General features: G+C 55.1%; 16 protein-coding genes. 8 read left to right on the top strand and 8 right to left on the bottom strand.

All coding sequences use genetic code 11. From position 1 onward, the window contains the following. Nucleotides 1-243 precede the first annotated feature (243 nt). From ACJJIQ_RS21975 to ACJJIQ_RS21950, 6 genes are all read left to right on the top strand, one after another. Nucleotides 244-942 (top strand): DUF6515 family protein, encoded by a 699-nt coding sequence (locus ACJJIQ_RS21975; protein WP_413664141.1) that lies wholly within the window; start codon nt 244-246, stop codon nt 940-942. Nucleotides 943-1,174: 232 nt separating this feature from the next. Continuing rightward, entirely contained in the window at nt 1,175-3,097 is a 1,923-nt protein-coding gene (speA, locus tag ACJJIQ_RS21970; RefSeq protein WP_445359332.1) for a biosynthetic arginine decarboxylase, read from the top strand. A gap of 71 nt (nt 3,098-3,168) precedes the next feature. Further along, nucleotides 3,169-4,362 carry a saccharopine dehydrogenase family protein gene (locus ACJJIQ_RS21965; protein ID WP_444906588.1) on the top strand — a complete coding sequence of 398 codons (1,194 nt, stop codon included), beginning with the start codon at nt 3,169-3,171 and terminating at the stop codon, nt 4,360-4,362. Between the two features lie 69 nt (nt 4,363-4,431). Next, a complete protein-coding gene (nspC, locus tag ACJJIQ_RS21960) occupies nt 4,432-5,625 on the top strand; it encodes a carboxynorspermidine decarboxylase (RefSeq protein WP_108731493.1) in 1,194 nt (397 codons plus the stop codon). Nucleotides 5,626-5,688: 63 nt separating this feature from the next. Further along, nucleotides 5,689-6,561: an agmatinase gene (speB, locus tag ACJJIQ_RS21955; RefSeq protein WP_445363042.1), complete on the top strand. Its 873-nt coding sequence runs from the start codon at nt 5,689-5,691 to the stop codon at nt 6,559-6,561. Nucleotides 6,562-6,672: 111 nt separating this feature from the next. Then, nucleotides 6,673-7,362 carry a DUF6515 family protein gene (locus tag ACJJIQ_RS21950; RefSeq protein ID WP_445363041.1) on the top strand — a complete coding sequence of 230 codons (690 nt, stop codon included), beginning with the start codon at nt 6,673-6,675 and terminating at the stop codon, nt 7,360-7,362. Here ACJJIQ_RS21950 and ACJJIQ_RS21945 read toward each other — a convergent pair. The 6 genes from ACJJIQ_RS21945 to rpsF form a co-directional block, all read right to left on the bottom strand. Continuing rightward, on the bottom strand, nt 7,352-8,443 hold the full coding sequence (locus ACJJIQ_RS21945; RefSeq protein WP_445363040.1) for a winged helix-turn-helix domain-containing protein: 1,092 nt from the start codon (nt 8,441-8,443) through the stop codon (nt 7,352-7,354). The genes ACJJIQ_RS21950 and ACJJIQ_RS21945 overlap by 11 nt on opposite strands. A gap of 54 nt (nt 8,444-8,497) precedes the next feature. Beyond that, nucleotides 8,498-9,940, bottom strand: coding sequence for a replicative DNA helicase (gene dnaB, locus ACJJIQ_RS21940; protein ID WP_445363039.1), 1,443 nt, complete (start codon nt 9,938-9,940; stop codon nt 8,498-8,500). 109 nt (nt 9,941-10,049) lie between these two features. Then, nucleotides 10,050-10,496 carry a 50S ribosomal protein L9 gene (rplI, locus tag ACJJIQ_RS21935; protein WP_282930238.1) on the bottom strand — a complete coding sequence of 149 codons (447 nt, stop codon included), beginning with the start codon at nt 10,494-10,496 and terminating at the stop codon, nt 10,050-10,052. Between the two features lie 36 nt (nt 10,497-10,532). Further along, nucleotides 10,533-11,375 (bottom strand): YybS family protein, encoded by an 843-nt coding sequence (locus tag ACJJIQ_RS21930; protein ID WP_413664135.1) that lies wholly within the window; start codon nt 11,373-11,375, stop codon nt 10,533-10,535. A gap of 43 nt (nt 11,376-11,418) precedes the next feature. After that, the gene (gene rpsR / locus ACJJIQ_RS21925; protein ID WP_108731487.1) at nt 11,419-11,649 is read right to left on the bottom strand and encodes a 30S ribosomal protein S18; all 231 of its coding nucleotides are present in this window, start codon (nt 11,647-11,649) and stop codon (nt 11,419-11,421) included. A gap of 12 nt (nt 11,650-11,661) precedes the next feature. After that, nucleotides 11,662-12,105 carry a 30S ribosomal protein S6 gene (gene rpsF, locus ACJJIQ_RS21920; protein WP_282930240.1) on the bottom strand — a complete coding sequence of 148 codons (444 nt, stop codon included), beginning with the start codon at nt 12,103-12,105 and terminating at the stop codon, nt 11,662-11,664. A 353-nt stretch (nt 12,106-12,458) separates the two neighbouring features. On the opposite strand from rpsF, the gene ACJJIQ_RS21915 reads away from it, so the two are divergent. Beyond that, a complete protein-coding gene (locus tag ACJJIQ_RS21915; RefSeq protein ID WP_444895409.1) occupies nt 12,459-13,286 on the top strand; it encodes an alpha/beta fold hydrolase in 828 nt (275 codons plus the stop codon). Nucleotides 13,287-13,509: 223 nt separating this feature from the next. Then, a complete protein-coding gene (locus ACJJIQ_RS21910) occupies nt 13,510-14,307 on the top strand; it encodes an isocitrate lyase/PEP mutase family protein (protein ID WP_445363038.1) in 798 nt (265 codons plus the stop codon). A 649-nt stretch (nt 14,308-14,956) separates the two neighbouring features. Here ACJJIQ_RS21910 and rlmB read toward each other — a convergent pair. Beyond that, nucleotides 14,957-15,712, bottom strand: coding sequence for a 23S rRNA (guanosine(2251)-2'-O)-methyltransferase RlmB (gene rlmB / locus ACJJIQ_RS21905; protein WP_445363037.1), 756 nt, complete (start codon nt 15,710-15,712; stop codon nt 14,957-14,959). 12 nt (nt 15,713-15,724) lie between these two features. After that, nucleotides 15,725-18,463 carry a ribonuclease R gene (gene rnr, locus ACJJIQ_RS21900; protein ID WP_445363036.1) on the bottom strand — a complete coding sequence of 913 codons (2,739 nt, stop codon included), beginning with the start codon at nt 18,461-18,463 and terminating at the stop codon, nt 15,725-15,727. Nucleotides 18,464-18,490: the final 27 nt, after the last annotated feature.

The raw sequence follows: 18,490 nt of genomic DNA, 5'->3' as shown, positions 1-18,490 counted from the left end.
GGTGTCTCAACATAGCAAAATTGCCGCTCTCAATAAGATTTCGCCGCAGAATCCAGCCTGTGGCCCCGCCAGACAATCTCTGCCCACACCTGAATTGCTAGTCACTATCGACGCCTTCGATTGCCGCCGAATTTTACCCCATTCAGTTCAGGAAGTGTTCAGACCCGCCAGGGCAAACTTCACGCCAAGATACACAAAAGACCTGACCTGAAAGAAAAGAGCCCCACGCTCGGGAGAGATGTTATGAAACACCTCACTACTGCCATCGCCACCCTAAGCCTGCTGCTGATCGCAGCACCCGCCCTGTCCGAGTCACATCGCGGGCACCAGCGCGCCATGGACGACCACCACAAATATGGAAGAGCCGAACGCGAGCAGCGCCACTTAAAGAAACAGCACGACAAGCATCACGACCGCCAGCAGGAAAAGAAACGCCGCAGACAAGAGCGCAAGAAAGAAGAGCGCAGACGTGAACGCAGAGAGGAGCGCCAGCACCGCCGCGAAGTTCGCCACGCCTATAAAGAGGGCTACAACAAAGGCTATAACAAAGGGCATAGAAAAGGCCACAAGCAGGGCCACCGCCACGAATATCGCGCGGCACACAGACCGGTTTACCGCCACGGTTATCGCGGCCACCGCCCCCACTACCGTCCCTCGCACTACGGTTATGGCTACCGCTGGCGCCACCTGCCGCGTAATTTCGTCAGTATCAGTATCGGAACAGCGGGCTTCTACTATAGCGATGGAATTTTTTATCGCCCGGCTTCTCACGGCTACGTAGTAGCCCAGGCCCCCCACGGTGCTATCGTGCACAGCCTGCCAGCATCAGCACTGACCGTGGTAGCCGGTGGACACAATTACTACGTGGCTTATGACACCTACTACCTGTGGGACCATAGCCACCGCGGCTACCGGGTTGTCCCCAAGCCGACCTATTACTGATTACTCAATCCCCCCTCCCTGCGGCCCTCGGGCCGCCTTTTTTTACTCAAATTTGCGCAGATCAATCACCTTCTTCAGCCCCCTGTCGCAGAGTGCAAAAGAGCTGGCCACCCACTCACTCCCCATTTACTTTTCAGTGCGCAAAAATTAGCGTTTTTTTATCTATAGTTATTGCTTTCCGGCCCTGCTGGGCCCAAGATTCGCGCCCGCCAAATATCAACAGAAAGGCGCCATGAAGAAGCAACAAGTAAAAGACTGGACTTGCGAAGATTCGGCCGAACTCTACGGCATCCGCAATTGGGGCGCCGGATATTTCGATTTGAACGAAAATGGTGAAATTTCACTGCAAGTCGACGGCCCCAACGGGGTAACACACAGTGTTTCGCTGATGGACATTGCCCGAGGCGCCACCGAGCGCGGCTTGGGTATGCCCCTGCTATTGCGTATTGAGAACTTACTCGAAGCGCAGATCGCCCGGATTAACGAATCCTTTGCTCGCGCTATCGACGATTGCGGCTACGGCAATGTTTTTCGCGGCGTGTTCCCCATTAAGGTGAACCAGCAGTGTCAGGTGATTGAAGAAATTGCCAATGCCGGCCGCCGCTTTAACCACGGCCTGGAGGCGGGCAGTAAAGCAGAACTTATCGCTGCCCTGTCCATTCTGGATAACACCGAATCCCTGATCGTTTGCAACGGCTATAAGGACGAGGAATTTATTAACCTCGGACTGCAGGCCCAACGCCTGGGCGTACAGGTTTTCTTCGTCGTGGAAACGCCCTCGGAAGTGGAGACCATTATCCGCTGCGCCGAGCGCGAGCAGGTACGCCCCAATATCGGCGCACGGGTAAAACTCGCCTCCAAGGTGGGCGGCTACTGGAATGCGACCAGTGGCGACCGCAGTATTTTCGGTCTGGGCAGTAACGACCTGATCGCCATGGTCGATCAACTGCGCAACCACGATATGCTCGACTGTCTCAAGTTGCTGCACTATCACCTGGGCTCACAGGTACCGAATATCCGCGACATCCGCACCGGAGTTCTGGAAGCCTGCCGCTACTACGCCGATCTGGTGGAAGAAGGCGCACCCATGGGCTACCTGGATCTGGGCGGTGGCCTGGCGGTGGATTACGATGGCAGCAAGACCAATTACACCCACTCAAAGAATTACTCCCTGGACGAGTACTGTGTCGATGTAGTGGAAGCCATTATGGGCACCCTCGATAGCGAGGGAGTCGAACATCCGGTGATTATCACCGAATCCGGCCGCGCCACTGTAGCCTACTCCTCTGTACTGCTATTCGATATTCTCGACACTACCCGTTTCGAGCCGGTGGAGCTGGAGCACACCAAGATCAGCGAAGGCGACCACCAGATGCTGCTCAACCTGCAGGACGCAGTGCGCAGTATCACCCCCAAAAACCTGCAAGAGAGTTACAACGACGCGCTTTACTACCGCGATGAAGTGCGCTCTCTGTATCTGCACGGCCAGGTGAGCCTGCGCGAACGCGCCAATGCGGAAAACCTGTTCCTGCAGGGCGCCCAGGATATTCGCAAATTACTGGATGAGGCCGAAGAGATTCCCGCAGATCTGCAAGCTCTGCCGGAGGTACTGTCGGATATCTACTACGCCAATGTGAGCGTATTCCAATCGGTGCCGGATATCTGGGCTATCGACCAGGTATTTCCATTGTTGCCGATCCACCGCCTGGACGAAGCGCCGACGCGCTCCGCCATCATCGCCGACATCACCTGTGACTGTGACGGTAAGATCGACCGCTTTATCGGACGGGAAAAAGAGCAGAAAACCCTGCCCTTGCACGAACTAAAAGATGGCGAGGACTATATCCTCGGCACCTTCCTGATCGGCGCCTACCAGGAAACCCTGGGCGACCTGCACAACCTGTTTGGGGACACCAATGTCGTGAGCGTACGCATTCAGGAAGACGGCAGCATCGACTTCAGCCACGAGATTCACGGCGACAGTATTTCCGATGTACTGAGTTACGTAGAATATCAACCCAAGGCGCTGTTCGAGCGCTTCCGCCGCCTGGCGGAACGCGCCGTTAAACAGGGGCTGATTACCGCTGCCCAGCGCAAGCAGATTCTGCAGACTTATACCGCCAGCATGAGCGGTTACACCTATTTCGAAAAGTAAGTTTGAATAATAAGGCGCCAGCGCCTTTGAAAAGATAGCGGCAATAAAAGCCGCAGATTAAGGAGATCTTTATGGCCAACGTACTGATCATCGGCGCCGGCGGTGTCGGCCAGGTGGTTGCGCACAAGTGCGCACAGGTTGCTGAGGTATTTGAGAATATCACCCTGGCAAGCCGCACCAAAAGCAAGTGCGACAAGATTGCCGCTATGCTGCCGCGCAAAATCGACACCGCTGAAGTAGATGCGGACAATGTGCCTGAACTGGTAAAGCTGATCGAAAAAGTGAAGCCGGACCTGGTCATCAACGTGGCCCTGCCCTACCAGGATCTGCACATTATGGATGCCTGCCTGGAAACCGGCGTGCACTACCTGGATACCGCCAATTACGAGCCGCCGGAAGAGGCCAAGTTCGAGTACAAGTGGCAGTGGGCCTACCAGGAGAAATTTGAGAAAGCCGGCCTGATGGCACTGCTGGGCAGCGGCTTCGATCCCGGCGTCACCAGCGTATTTACCGCCTACGCCAAGAAGCACCACTTCGATCGTATCCACACCCTGGATATTCTCGACTGTAATGCCGGCGACCACGGCCTGCCGTTCGCCACCAACTTCAACCCGGAAATTAATATCCGCGAGATCACCGCCAACGGTCGCTACTGGGAAAATGGCCAGTGGGTTACCACCAAGCCGATGGAAGAGAAACGCGTATTCAACTTCCCCGAAGGCATTGGTGACAAGGATATCTACCTGCTCTACCACGAAGAGCTGGAATCCCTGTCCAAGCACTTCCCGGAAATTGAGCGCGCGCGTTTCTGGATGACCTTTGGCGAGAGCTACCTGAAGCACCTGGAAGTCCTGCAAAACGTCGGAATGACTGGCATTGAGCCGGTGGAGTTCCAGGGCCAGCAAATTGTACCTATCCAGTTCCTTAAAGAGTTGCTGCCAGATCCCGCCAGCCTCGGCCCGCTGACCAAGGGCAAGACCTGCATCGGCAACATTATCCGTGGCACTAAAGACGGCGAAGAGAAGATCTACTACGTCTACAACACCTGCGACCACCAGGACTGCTACCAGGAAGTTCAATCCCAGGCGATCTCCTACACCACCGGCGTACCGGCCATGATCGGTGCCAAGATGATGCTGGAAGGCAAGTGGATGAAGCCCGGCGTGTGGAATATGGAGCAGATGGATCCGGATCCCTTTATGGATGACCTGAACAAGTACGGCCTGCCCTGGCAGGAAACCTGGTTGGATAAGCCCTTCCAGTAAATCGCTTCTTTCCCGACCTAGCGGGGCGGACTCCAGTGCCCGCCCCGCCGCACCAGGATATAACGCACCATGGACCTCACTCCCCCCGTTGACTATTTCGGCAGCTTCGATCCCTACCGCGTTCCCTCTCCCTGTTTTGTGATCGATGAAATTGCCCTGCGCAATAATTTGGCATTGCTCGCCGATGTACAGGAACGCAGCGGGGCCAAGGTACTGGCAGCGCTCAAGGCCTTTTCCATGTTCAGCACCGGGCCCATCGTGGCTGAATATCTATCCGGGACCTGTGCCAGTGGCCTGCACGAAGCCAAACTGGGGTTCGAAGAGTACGGCGGTCGCGACAAAGGCAAGGAAGTTCATGTCTTCAGTGCCGCTTACAAGGATGAGGAACTGCGGGAAATACTGCAATTTGCCCACCATGTAATTTTCAATTCCTTCTCCCAGTGGAAGCGTTTTCGGGAGTTGTGCCTGGATATGCAACAGCAGCGGCCAGAGCTGCGTTTTGGCCTGCGTATCAACCCCGAACACTCCGAGGGCCACACCGATCTCTACGACCCCTGCGCCCCTTGTTCGCGCCTGGGCATCGTGCGCTCGCTGTTTGAAGGAGAGTCCCTCGAAGGCATCAGTGGCCTGCACTTCCACACGTTATGTGAACAGGATTTCAAACCTCTGCAGCGCACAATCGCTGCCGTGGAGGAGAAGTTTGGCGATCTGATACCACAAATGGAGTGGATTAATTTTGGCGGCGGCCACCATATTACTCGCCGGGATTACCAGGTGGATGAGCTGGTCGAAGCGGTGCGCAGCTTTTCCGACAAGCACAATGTACAGGTCTACCTGGAACCCGGTGAGGCCATCTCCCTGTTCGCAGGAGTCCTTGTGGCTGAGGTAGTGGATATCGCCTGGAATGGTGAAAACCAAGCCATCCTGGACGCCTCTGCCACCTGCCATATGCCCGATGTGCTGGAAATGCCCTACCGACCGGAAATTACCGGTGCCGCTCGCCCCGGTGACTTACCCCACACCTATCGCCTGGGCGGACAGAGTTGCCTGGCCGGCGACAGCATCGGCGAATACAGCTTCAGTCAACCACTGCGGATTGGCGAGCGACTGGTATTCGAGGAAATGGCCTACTACACCATGGTGAAAACCAATACTTTTAACGGTATCCCCCTACCGGCTATCGCCCTGTGGAATTCGGATACCGACGACCTGAAGATGATCAAAACTTTCGGCTACGAAGATTTTAAGGAACGCCTCTCCTAAACAGTGCCGATAGAGATAGATGCGGCAGGCAATGAGTTATTGCCTCCGCCAGAGGACCAGTAGATGTTGTCAGAAAACGAATACCCCATTTTTCTCGGCTCCGAAATCGAGCAGCCGAAGCCGGAAGACGCCCTCTTTCACATTATCCCCATCCCCTATGAGGAAACCGTCTCCTACGGTGGCGGCACCGGCAAGGGCCCGGCCTCCATCCTGGAAGCATCCTGGCAACTGGAAACTTTTGACAACTTCTCCAACCCCTGTGACCTGGGCATCTACACCCGCTCGCCGGTCTCGGTTTCCGGCCCTGCAGAACAGGTGATGGAGAATATCGCCGCCGCCACCAAAGAAGTGTTGGCGCTTGGCAAAATGCCGGTGGGTATCGGCGGTGAGCATTCGGTGACCTGGGGTATTATCAAAGGGCTACTGGACGCCGGTGAAACCGATTTTGGCGTGGTGCAGATCGATGCCCACGCCGACCTTCGCGATCGCTATGAGGGCCACAAACACAGCCACGCCAGCGTGATGCGTCTAGTGGTAGAAGCCGGTGTCCCCCTGTTCCAGCTGGGTATCCGCGCCTATTGCGAAGAGGAAGTGCAGGCCCGCAAGAACCACAACGTGGGCTATCTGGATGCCCACCAACTGGTGCCCAACAACGTGCAGGAATTCCAGTTACCGGAGAATTTCCCCAAGAAAGTCTTCTTTACACTGGATGTGGACGGTATGGACCCATCGGTCTTCCCTTCCACCGGCACCCCGGTACCCGGTGGTCTCGGCTGGTACCAGACCCTCAACTTATTCGAATCCGTTGCGCGACAAAGAGAGATTATCGGCTTCGATCTGCTGGAATTTTCACCGATCGAGGGCTTTCACGCCTATGATTTTGCCGCCGCACAGCTGATGTATAAGCTGATGGGAATCATCCAGCGCAACCGCTGACCACTGATCCAGCCTCCGGCACTTTGACAATTCTTAACCAATTAACCTGTCTTTAATGTCAGGATAAGGGTTAGTATGTCAAATGTGAGTAATCACTTCGCTGGAGAGACTGTGAATAAACTGAATGTCGTAATTGGCGCCAGTGCGTTCCTGGCGCTGGCCGCTTTTGCCTTTAGCCCACCGGCCGATGCGCGCGGTTATGAGCGCGGGGGAGATCATCGCCACCACCACCGTGGCGGTGTTTATCGCGGACCACGTGTTTCGATCGGATTTGTTGCGCCCGTACTACCCGTTGGCCATGTGCGTGTCGCAGTTGGCGGACGCCCTTTTTACTACCATGGCGGGCACTTCTACCGCCACGGTCCCCGTGGTTACGTCGTTGTCGCTGCCCCTCTGGGCGCCTCGGTAGTCACCCTGCCAACTAGTGCTGTCAGAGTCCATGTAGGCGGAATTACTTATTACCAGTACGCCGATGCCTACTATCAGTGGCACCCGGCTACCCGAACTTATGTCGTAGTAGCACCACCTGCAGTAACTGTAGCTCCAGCACCCGTAGCCGTTGTTCCTGCGCCTGCGCCGGCTGTCGCCGTTCCTGTTGCAACGGCAGCAGCTCCCGCTACTGTGCCTGCAACCCCGAACCCGGGCCCTGAGGGTTTCCAGCCAGGACAAGTGGTAGAGACCCTACCCAATGGCTACGCCGCTGAAATTATCAATGGCATCCAGTACTACCGCTATGGCGGCAATTACTTTATGCCGACCCAGCGCGATGGCCAGGAGGTCTACGTAGTCGTCAAGCTGTAAGCGCGGCTTCGCTTTCCAACCCGTGAAAGCGGGCAAACTGCCCCAGAGCCCGGTGGTAACTCGCCTCCAGCGAGACGCCGGGTTTCTTATTCCAGTGCAAGGCCTCTACCCGCAATACACCCGCATCCCGGTCTGCCTTCAAGTCCACCTGCCCCACGAATTGATCGCCGTATAAAATCGGCAGGCAAAAATAGCCATAGCGGCGCTTGGCCGCCGGTACATAGCACTCCAATTGATATTCAAAATCAAACAGCCGGCGCAGGCGTTTGCGCTGCAATATCACTGGGTCAAACGGGGATAACAGACGCACTTTGCGCGATGGTCGTACTGGCTCCCAATCCAGATGCTCGGTGAGCATCAGCTCTTTCCCCCACTGAGTGAGTTCACCGGTTGCCAACATGCGCTTAATTGCCAGCTGGATAAGGGGTTTGTCGTCCCTGCGCAGGTAAGCAATTTCCTCCGCTCGGCCAATCCCCTGGCACCCCAGAAAAGTGCGCACCAGATAGCTGCCGTACTCAATTTCCGAGGCGGCATTGGTCGAGATTTTTGCTGGCAGTATCCGCTCCGGGAGATCGAAGACTTTTTGAAAGCCCTCCCGGTGGCTGACCATCAGCTCACCTTCATGAAACAATTGCTCCAGGGCTTTCTTTTCATCAGACCACTCCCACCATCCACTCTTGGTGCGCACAAAATCGCTGGCCCGCAGGGCGCCCTCCTCTCGCACACGATCGAGAACATAGCGACACAGCTTGGCATTCTTTTCAAACCAGTGGCGCTGACCGGCGCGGATACGATCCATACGCACCCGCGCATAGGGGTAGTGGGCCATTGGCAGGTAGGCAGCGGCGTGGGACCAGTACTCGAAAATTTCGCGGTGCTCTTCAGCTTCAGCCAGGTGTGACTCGCGGTAACGGGGCAGGCGATTGTAGAGCTGGTGGTGGTGGGCCCGGGTAATTCGCTGGATAGCATCCAACTGTAGGGCGCCAAGATGTTGCAACAACCCCGACAATCCTTCAGTCCAAGAGCTGTGGATAAATTGGCGTTGCAGCACCAGTGCGCGGATCTTTTGCTCGGATAACAAGAGGTGGCTCCCCTAGGCTCGGATATTCGACAGCCGCGAACCTAGCAGAAAGGCTTATTCGCCCTGGTAGTATTCCGGCGCCAGATTATCGAAGCGAGTGTATTTGCCTACAAACGCTGCGCGGCAGGTGCCGATCTCACCGTTACGCTGCTTGCCGATAATCAACTCGGCCATCCCTTTATCCGGGCTGTCCTCGTTGTAGTATTCATCGCGGTAGATAAACAGGATCACGTCAGCGTCCTGCTCGATCGCCCCGGATTCCCGCAGGTCCGAGTTCATCGGCCGTTTGTTGGGGCGCTGCTCTACTCCCCGGTTAAGCTGCGACAGGGCAATCACCGGGCATTCATATTCTTTCGCCAGCGCCTTGAGAGAGCGGGAGATCTCGGAGATCTCCTGGGTGCGGCCCTCAGTAGACCCCTTCACCTGCATCAGCTGCAAGTAGTCCACCATAATCATGGCGGGCATACTCTTGGCCTCGGCGTCTTCGCGGCTTAACTTGGGGTTCTCGCGCATCAATTTGTTGATGTGATCGCGCACCGTGCGCTTGGTACGGGAGCGCACCTCACTGGGACTCAGTGCCGGCGTATCATCGATATACAGGGCCTTGCCCTTCATCTTCTGCACAGCGCTGGACAGCTTGGGCCAATCCTCTTCCTGCAGCTTGCCGTTCCTGATGCGCCCCTGGTCGATACGACCAATAGAGGACAACATCCGCATCACCAGGCTGTCCGAGGGCATCTCCATACTGAAGACCAGTGTCGGGCTCTCCTGGCAGAGCATGGCGCTCTCGATAAAATTCAATGCCAGTGCGGTCTTACCCATGGAGGGACGCGCGGCGAGAATAACCAGTTCGCCCGGCTGCCAGCCGGAGGTGCGCTGGTCCAGCTCGGTCAGACCGGTGCTGATACCGGTGATATCACCCTCGGTCTTGAACAGCTCATCGATGCGCTCGACGGTCTTTTTCAGCAGGGTATCCACGCCGACAAAGCCGCCCTCTTTGGCGCGCCCCTCGGCGATTTCCGCCACGCGGCGCTCAGCCATCTGCAGCAGGTCGGCGGAGGCAAGGCCACCGGGATTAAAACTGGTGCGGCTGATCTCACCGGCGGCGGCGATCAACTGGCGCAGCATGGAGCGCTCACGCACGATCTTAGCGTAGGCGACGATATTCGCTGCGGAGGGAGTGTTTTCGGCCAATTCCGCCAGGTAGGCGGGGCCACCCACTTCACCGAGCAGGTCGCGGCTGGCGAGGCCTTCGGCGAGGGTAACGATATCCAGGGGCTGTTCGCCATTACTCAGCTCGCCCATAACCGCAAAGATCTTGCGGTGGCTGGCGCTGAAGAAATCCTCTTCACTCAGCTGTTCGGCAACGGCATCAATACGGCCCGGGTCCAGCATCAGGCCGCCGAGCACAGACTGCTCCGCCTCTACCGAATGCGGCAGGGGTGAACTCTCTTCGCTGTGGATCTCTTCTTCTGGGGCGGCGTATTCGTCGATCATGGGACTTTACTGGATAGTAAAAACAAAACAGGCGCTGGACCCGATAGGGTGCAGCGCCCGATTGTAGCGCGGCTGGCGCCCGAAGCACCAACCGTTCGTCAGCAAAACCTTACTCGGCTTCGATAACGACTTTAACTGCAGCAATTACGTCGGAGTGCAGCTGTACGTCTACGTCGTACTCGCCCACTTCGCGCAGCGCGCCTTCCGGCAACTTAACTTCAGCTTTAGCTACTTCAACGCCACCAGCGGAGATCGCTTCAGCGATGTCGCGAGTGCCGATAGAACCGAACAGCTTGCCTTCGTCGCCAGCGTTAGCAGCGATGGTAACAACCAGGTCGGCCAGCTTGGTAGCGCGGCTCTCAGCTTCAGCCAGCTTAGCGGCAGCAGCGGCTTCCAGTTCAGCGCGCTTAGCTTCGAACTCAGCAATGTTAGCGGCGGTAGCAGCAATTGCCTTACCAGTCGGCAGCAGGAAATTGCGGCCAAAACCGGCTTTAACATCAACGCGGTCACCCACGTTGCCCAGTTTGCCTACTTTATCGAGCAGAATAACTTCCATCTCGGTTTCCTCAATTTCTGTATTGTGCGGGCGCGCTTATTTGGAAGAGCGTCCGCGAATATCTATCCAGCTATCTACCAGGGCCAGGCCGCAGAGGAAGCCTGCCAGGGGCAGCCCTCCAATCACCAGCATGATGTACATCGCCACCAGGGGACCTACCCCCCAACCGCGACTGGCAACCAGCCAGTGGACCAGGGCAATACCAGCTACCACCATCGGGAACGCAATCACCGCTCCCCAAAATGCGTAGCCTGGGGTTACCAAGCTGACTACCCACAACAACATACTTGTCGCTGACAGCCACAGGGGCAGGCGCAGCTGGTGGAACTCCTGGCGGAAACCGCCGGGGTTGTACAGCAGGGCCTGCCAGTAACGCCCCAGTACCAGAGCCAATGTGGCGCTCATCGCCGATATCAAGCCCAGGTAACCGGTAATTTGCAATTCACCCGAAAATATCTGCTTCAGTTCATCCATTGGAACAGTATTGGGCTGTTCCGCTGCATTCTCGACTGCCTGCAAGAACCCTTGCATCAGTCCTCCACTGAAGAGAGAGGTCAGCAATATGCCTGCTGCTGATGCCGCCGTTACAGCCACCAGGCCAGCGGCCCAGGAGCGACTGCTGCGCAATGCCATGGCGCCGCAAAATACTGCAACAAAATGGCCTGCGGATATACCAGTCACCAGTGGTGGTACATGACCACTCATACCCATAACGACAATCGGCAACAGAGCCCAGGCCAAAACCATCAGGCCGTCACTGCTGCCTCGGCGCAAACTCACCAGAGCGAGAATTGCCGGGCTTATCAGCGGAATCCCCAACATGGTGAGGATTACCGCCCTGACGCGTCCGCGCATAATAAATTCAGCTACGGCGCGCATATCTAGATAGCTTCTCTATTAATGAGTCTAAGCAAACTGCGGCTTAGGCTTCGTGGCTGTCCGTGTACGGCAGCAGGGCCAGGTAGCGAGCGCGCTTGACCGCAGAGGCCAGCTGACGCTGATACTTGGCTTTGGTACCTGTAATACGGCTAGGAACAATTTTGCCAGTCTCGGAGATGTAGGCTTTCAGGGTATCGAGATCTTTGTAGTCGATACGCTTAACACCTTCAGCGGTGAAACGGCAGAACTTGCGACGACGGAAAAAACGTGCCATCTGATAATCCCCTTACTCTTCGCTTTCAGCGTTATCGGAAGAAGCTTCTGCAGCGTCGGAAGAAGCTTTCTCTTCTCCGGCGCGCTCGCGACGCTCGGTGCGCTCTGCACGGGCAGCTTTGCGCTCACGGCTTTCTTTTTCCGCTTTCATGATCGGGCTCTCTTCAGTGATCGCCTCGTCTTCACGAATTACCAGATTACGGATAACCGCATCGTTGTAACGGAAGTTGGTAGTCAGTTCCTCAAGGGCTTCTTCAGAACATTCTACGTTCATCAGAATGTAGTGAGCCTTGTGGATCTTGTTGATCGGGTAAGCCAGACGGCGACGGCCCCAGTCTTCCAGACGGTGAACCTGTCCACCGCTCTCCTTGATGGACGCAGTGTAGCGCTCCACCATGCCAGGTACCTGCTCGCTCTGGTCCGGGTGAACCAGGAATACAATTTCGTAATGACGCATTTTAGCTCCTTACGGGTTAATCAGCCTCTCGGACAGTCCGATGAGGCAAGGAGTACAACGGGCACGGATAAACCGGGCCCATTGCGGGCGGCGTATTCTAGGCAGTTGTGGGGTTGGTTGCAAGTTGATCAATTACTTCAGCCCAATGCCTTCGCTAACCCGGTTGCAAGTTAACCAGTTGCATCAGGCCCTGTGCCTTCGCCCACCCGGTTGTAAGCTGATCAAAATGACTACCCTGCCACTCGCCTTGTTTCTGGGATTTGGCGGATTGGGACACAGCACTGCTCGGTCTGGTCATGGGTTTGGCAAGCTGGCTTCGCCTATGATGCCGGACTGTTAAAGGGAGAAGTACCATGCCCCAACAAACCCACCAATTAGAATTTGGCGCCTTCCAGGTACCAGTAACCACAGTACACAACGGCGAAGGCCCCCTGGTATTGGTGCTTCCCGCGATGGGCGTACCGGCCAACCGCTACCGCCTGCTCTTGGAAGAACTGCAAAAGCTCGGTTACAACACCGCCATCAGCGAATTGCCCGGCACCGGGGAGAGCCTGCCGCGCCCCCACCGAAATGCCGACTACGGCTACAACGATCTGGTGTTTTCGTTTATCCCGCAGTTAATCCAACTGCTGGAACAGCAATTCCCCCAGGGGCCAGCGCTGATTCTCGGCCACAGTATCGGCGGCCAAACCAGCACCCTGGCAGCCCGCGCCGGCCTCACTGGTAACGCCAAGGTTGTCAGCATCGCCTCCGGCCATGTGGACCACCGTAGCTGGAGTGGTCTGCACAAGTACGCCATCCTGCTCTTCGCCTCAATTGCCAGTGTGACCTCAAGCCTGCTGGGTTATTTCCCCGGTGCGCGCATGGGATTCGGCTGGCGCGAAGCGCGCAGGCTGATGAAAGACTGGGCCCGATCCATATTTAGCGGTCGCTTTGCACCGGAGGATCGCTTTGGGCAAATGGAAAAGACAAGCCAGCCCACCCTGCATATTGCGCTGGACGGCGACCCCTTCGCCCCTATTCAGGCTGCCCGTAAATTAGCGGCGATCGTCGGCGGCGAAACCCGGGAGATGAAACCCACTTATCCCAAGGGCAACCCTCACCTCAGCTGGATCAAGAATCCCGCCCCCGTAGTTGAGGCAGTACAGCAGTGGCTACATAAAGATCCCGCTCTCAACTGATTTTCCTTTTTTCTGTCTTTCCTGCATGGCCAAGAAAGCAATTCACAGCTTTCTTAGCCATGTATTAATAAAAACTGCCCGCTCCACCTCCCTCCCACATCGCAGCCAACAATCTTATTTGTCTTTCCGGTTTTCACGGTTCAGTTCCGTTTGTGGCCAGTGAATCAATCTCTTGAGCGGTAAATTCACCACTCAAACGACATCGCTCAAGTAGGTTATCCCCATGAACAACAGCCCATTCAATACCTTCACCAAGTTGCACCAAACTGACGCCCCATTGATCCTGCCAAATGCCTGGGATGCTGCCAGCGCTTTAATCTGCCAAAACACAGGCGCCCAAGCGGTAGGTACCAGCAGTGCCGCCGTCGCCTGGTCGCTGGGTTATGCCGATGGCGGTGCCCTGCCAGTTGAGGAACACCTAAACGCTATCGCGCGGATTGCCCGGGTGACCTCATTACCTCTGAGTGTGGATATTGAAGATGGATATTCCCAAAACCCCAAACAGGTAGCTGAGCTGGCCTGTAAAATGGTCGCGCTGGGAGTTGCAGGCATCAATATTGAAGATGGTAACGACACCCCCGAATGTCTCGGCGAAAAGATCAGCGCTATTCGCCAAGCACTAAACGGCCACCCGCTTTTTATTAATGCCCGTACCGATGTTTATCTCAACGCACTCTCCAGCGGTGATAAAGCGGTAAATATGTGTATAGAGAGGCTAGAGCTTTATAAGAGTGCCGGTGCTGACTGCGGCTTTGTGCCGGGGCTCTCTTCAGTTGAGGAGGCAAGGAGTTTGGCAGCGGGTATCGACCTGCCAATCAATATTATGCTGCTTCCGGGAATTGCTCCTATATCAGAGTTTTTTGCCGCAGGCATAAAGCGCTTTAGTACCGGGCCAGCTTTATTCCAATCCGTCTATGGCCATTTAAGCGAATCATTAAAACAGCTGGCAGCGGTTAAAAGTGACACTAATTTGTTTAGTAAGGCGTTGGACTACGGCACTATGAACTCTGCATTTACTTAAAGGATGTGGAAAGAAGTTTTATGTCCGGGTATTTCTATACCCGGCTTGTAAGGACTTGAAGTAACCCCGTGGATCAAAGTTTCGAAAGAACTAAATAAATCTCCGCTCACCAACCTAATATGGGAACACCGCAAGTTTAAATATTGAGCAATTCTCTAAATCTTAAATTGGGAAAAATTAGCTGTAGATATTTATACGACCCAACTGATGAGTTTAAAGAAACCATTACTCTATTAGGTAAGAGCCAGTTACCATTATTTATTTCGATTGCCAACCTGCCCACTTAGCAACATCTACCTGAACAACAAATGGTACTACTATCAGCCACCCACAAATACTTTTCATTCTCAGAAATATATTATTTTCCTAGTATCATTCTATGCCTCTGATATAAGTGCCATGACACTTTAACTTTTAGAGCAGTGTCAAATTGCTGCTTTTTATCTCAGCAAATATTAATAAGAAAGCCCTAAGGGGCTCCGAATAACTAAGCGATTCGAGAATCCAATTAACAATAAAAGTCATGGTAGATACTTTCATCACCATCCAGAGGTTATTTGGAAAGCTTTATAGAGGCCAGATTTGTTATAACCACTAGATTGCACGGCCAGTGAAGATCATCCCTGGCACGCGCAGAATAGACCAACTATTAGCCGTTGCGCTGACGCACGGCCTCAAACAAGCAAACACCTGTGGCAACAGAAACATTTAAGCTACTCACCTCTCCCGCCATAGGAATTTTGATCAAATGATCGCAATGTTCCCTAGTCAGGCGCCGCAAGCCGCTGCCCTCGGCCCCCATAACCAGCGCCAGAGGGCCGGTTAATTGGCTTTGGTATACATCCTGTTTCGCCTCACCGGCTGCACCATAAATCCACACTCCCACCTGTTGCAGCTGCTGCAATGCGCGAGCCAGGTTAGTTACGGTAACAAAGGGCAATACTTCGGCAGCGCCGCAGGCCACTTTGCGGGCTGTTGGCGTCAGCCCGGCAGATTTATCTTTCGGCGCAATCACCGCATGTACTCCGGCAGCCTCTGCCGAGCGCAGGCAGGCACCCAGGTTGTGGGGATCAGTCACTCCATCCAGCACTAATAAGAAAGGCGCTTCCCCGCGCTGATCCAGTTTTTTCAGCAGGTCGAACAGGAATTTTTCATCGTGAACTTTTGTTTTGCCAGAACAGATGGCAACAACACCCTGGTGATTAGCGCCATCCTCGACTTTTTCATCCAGCGCTCGCCGGTCAATAAAGCGCACGGCAATATCATTTTTTTCTGCCTGCTGAATTATTTTTTGCAGGCGCTGATCCTTGCGGCCACGCAGTAACAGAAGCTCCGATACATTCTGCGGAGAACCTTTTAGGAGGGCCTGCACCGCGTGCAGGCCATAGATAACTTCCTGACTCAATTTATTCCTCGATCACTTTTTCTTTTTACTGCTAGAAGAAATCTTTTTCTTCTTTTTTAGTTTACCCGAACGGGTTTTGGCGTTTTCAGCCTTTTGCGCGGCTTTACGGGCAGCCACTGCAGGCCGCTTTCCGCCCTTGCGTGTCGGGGTACGCTTTTTAATCTTGCGTTTGGGCTGGGCATCTTCACCTTGCCCGCCTTCACTTCGCCTATTGAGCGGCTCTTTTTCCGGTTTTGCTACAGGGGCTTCAACACTGGCCTCTACTGGCACAGCCTCATCTGAACCCACCTTGCGCTTGCGGAAAGGCGAGGACTTGGCTGTGGTCTCGGTATGCTTGGCCCAGGGGTTAGCACTGGTATTGCTGGGTTTTTCTTTTTTATCGCGACCCCGGCGCTCGCGCTCCAACTGATGTTCTACTGCCATTTCCATAGCGCGGGCACTCACCCGCGTACTCTCTTTCTTTTTCTTCGACTCACGCTTTGCGCGTGGGACCAGTTCATTCAAGGTGAAATCCACCTTGCGCTCTTCGAGATCCACCCGTGCAACCTGCACGGTGACAGAGTCACCCAAATGATAACGCTTGCCACTGCGCTCCCCGATAAGACGCTGGTGCGCCTGCTCAAAGCGATAATAGTCTTTGGGCAGGGCAGTGACATGTATCAGGCCCTCCACGTAGAGTTCATCCAACTCCACAAATAATCCAAAGCCGGTTACCGCACTTATAACACCGGAATAGGTCTCGCCCACATGGTCCTGCAAGTATTCACATTTAAGCCAGCTGAGCACATCCCGGGTCGCATCGTCGGCGCGCCGCTCGGTCAGGGAACATTGCTCCCCCAGCTGTAACATGGCCGGCATGTCGTAGGGCAAAATCTGCTCACGAGCAATCGGTTTGGCACCGGGCACAGAGTGAACTTTTTTTGCCACCGCAGCTTGGTTGGCGCTGCCGTTGCGTATCAACCAGCGCAGCGCTCGATGCAGGAGCAAATCCGGATAGCGGCGAATCGGGGAGGTGAAATGGGCATAGGCCGGGTAATCCAAACCGAAGTGTCCGCGATTCTCCGGCTGGTAAACCGCTTGGTTCATAGAGCGCAGCAGCATCACCTGAATAATATGCGCATCTGCACGGCCCTCGATCTGCTCCATCAGGTCCTGGAAATCTTTGGGCTGTGGCTCACCACCACCGGGAAGGCGCAGCCCCAATTCACCCAGGTATTCGCGCAAATTACTGAGCTTTTCCTCTTTGGGTGCATCGTGCACCCGGTAGAGTGCGGGCAGTTCCGATAACTCCATCAGACTCGCCGCGCAGACATTGGCCGCGAGCATACACTCTTCGATCAGCTTGTGAGCATCGTTGCGCACCACCGGGATAATTCGCTCAATTTTTCGCTGGGCGTCAAATATTATCCGGGTCTCGGTCGTCTCAAAATCAATAGCACCCCGGCGCTCCCGCGCTTGGCGCAACGCCAGGTAGAGGTCGTGGAGATTGTCCAGGTGTGGGGTAAGGGTCGCAAATTGCTTGCGGGCACCACTGTCGCGTTTATCCCGCTCATCGAGTATTTGCCCTACCTGGGTATAAGTCAGGCGCGCGTGGCTGCGCATAACCGCCTCAAAGAAACGATAATCCTGAATTTCACCGCTTCGGTTGATGTGCATTTCGCACACCATACACAACCGATCGACATCGGGGTTCAGGGAGCAAAGGCCGTTGGACAATTTCTCCGGCAGCATGGGTACAACAAAATCCGGAAAATAAACCGAGTTTCCGCGGCCGTGCGCTTCCTCATCCAACGCGCTACCCGGGCGCACATAGTGGGAAACATCGGCAATGGCTACCAGTAATTTCCAGTTGCCATCGGGTAAAAGTTCGCAATAGACCGCATCATCAAAATCCCGCGCGTCTTCACCATCAATAGTAACCAGCGGCAGCTGGCGTAGATCCACCCGGGATTTTTTGTGATCCTCAAGCACTTCATCGGCGATTTCATTGACCTCCGCCGTCAGTGCACTGGGCCAGGTGTGGGGAATTCCGTAATTGCGAATCGCAACGTCAATCTCCATACCCGGGGCAAGGTGGTCACCGAGAACTTCGCTAACCTCACCTTGCGGCACTTTATCCCGGCCCGGTTGGGTAACAATTTTTACTACGACATACTGGCCGTGATCGGCTCCGGCGGTATCCTCAGAGGCCACCATAATATCCAGGTTAATACGAGGATTGTCCGGGCGCACAAAACAAATACCGTTTTCCCGGTACAGGCGCCCAGCCAGCTGCTCGGTATTGTGCTTGATCACCCGAACAACAGCGCCCTCGCGTTTACCGCGAAAACCTCCGGGCGTTTCCCGCACTAATACTTCGTCACCATCAAAGACTTTGCGCATCTGTCGGTGGGATAAAAAAAGATCGGTGCCGCCATCGCTGGGGATAACAAAACCAAAACCGTCCCGGTGCCCCATAACCCGGCCGCGTATCAGGCTCATTTTATCCAGAACACCAAAATCACCGGCGCGGTTGCTGGCAATCTGCCCATCCCGGGACATGGCGATCAAGCGGCGGCGCACCCCTTCGCGGCGATCCTCATCGGTTATTTCCAGTAAATCGGCCACTGCTTCCCAGGGCACAGGTTCCGCCTGCTTCTCAAGGACTTGTAACAAGTACTCCCGACTGGGCACGGGCTTTTCATATTTCTCCGCCTCGCGCTGGGCATGAGGGTCAACATTGAAGGGGTCTGAGGTATTTTTTTGAGTCAAAACAGCATCCGTTGTTGGGCAGTTGCC

Source organism: Microbulbifer maximicatervae (SeqCode), assembly GCF_052468295.1.
Note: the sequence above shows the minus strand (reverse complement) of the source record. Positions and strands in the feature narration are given on the sequence as shown.

Excerpts from the sequence above, each read along its gene's own strand:
- speB (WP_445363042.1), top strand. The coding sequence starts at position 5,689 with ATGTTGTCAGAAAACGAATACCCCATTTTTCTCGGCTCCGAAATCGAG.
- nspC (WP_108731493.1), top strand. The coding sequence starts at position 4,432 with ATGGACCTCACTCCCCCCGTTGACTATTTCGGCAGCTTCGATCCCTAC.
- rplI (WP_282930238.1), bottom strand. The coding sequence starts at position 10,496 with ATGGAAGTTATTCTGCTCGATAAAGTAGGCAAACTGGGCAACGTGGGT.
- ACJJIQ_RS21910 (WP_445363038.1), top strand. The coding sequence starts at position 13,510 with ATGAACAACAGCCCATTCAATACCTTCACCAAGTTGCACCAAACTGAC.
- ACJJIQ_RS21975 (WP_413664141.1), top strand. The coding sequence starts at position 244 with ATGAAACACCTCACTACTGCCATCGCCACCCTAAGCCTGCTGCTGATC.
- dnaB (WP_445363039.1), bottom strand. The coding sequence starts at position 9,940 with ATGATCGACGAATACGCCGCCCCAGAAGAAGAGATCCACAGCGAAGAG.
- rpsR (WP_108731487.1), bottom strand. The coding sequence starts at position 11,649 with ATGGCACGTTTTTTCCGTCGTCGCAAGTTCTGCCGTTTCACCGCTGAA.
- ACJJIQ_RS21965 (WP_444906588.1), top strand. The coding sequence starts at position 3,169 with ATGGCCAACGTACTGATCATCGGCGCCGGCGGTGTCGGCCAGGTGGTT.
- rpsF (WP_282930240.1), bottom strand. The coding sequence starts at position 12,105 with ATGCGTCATTACGAAATTGTATTCCTGGTTCACCCGGACCAGAGCGAG.
- ACJJIQ_RS21915 (WP_444895409.1), top strand. The coding sequence starts at position 12,459 with ATGCCCCAACAAACCCACCAATTAGAATTTGGCGCCTTCCAGGTACCA.
- speA (WP_445359332.1), top strand. The coding sequence starts at position 1,175 with ATGAAGAAGCAACAAGTAAAAGACTGGACTTGCGAAGATTCGGCCGAA.
- ACJJIQ_RS21930 (WP_413664135.1), bottom strand. The coding sequence starts at position 11,375 with ATGCGCGCCGTAGCTGAATTTATTATGCGCGGACGCGTCAGGGCGGTA.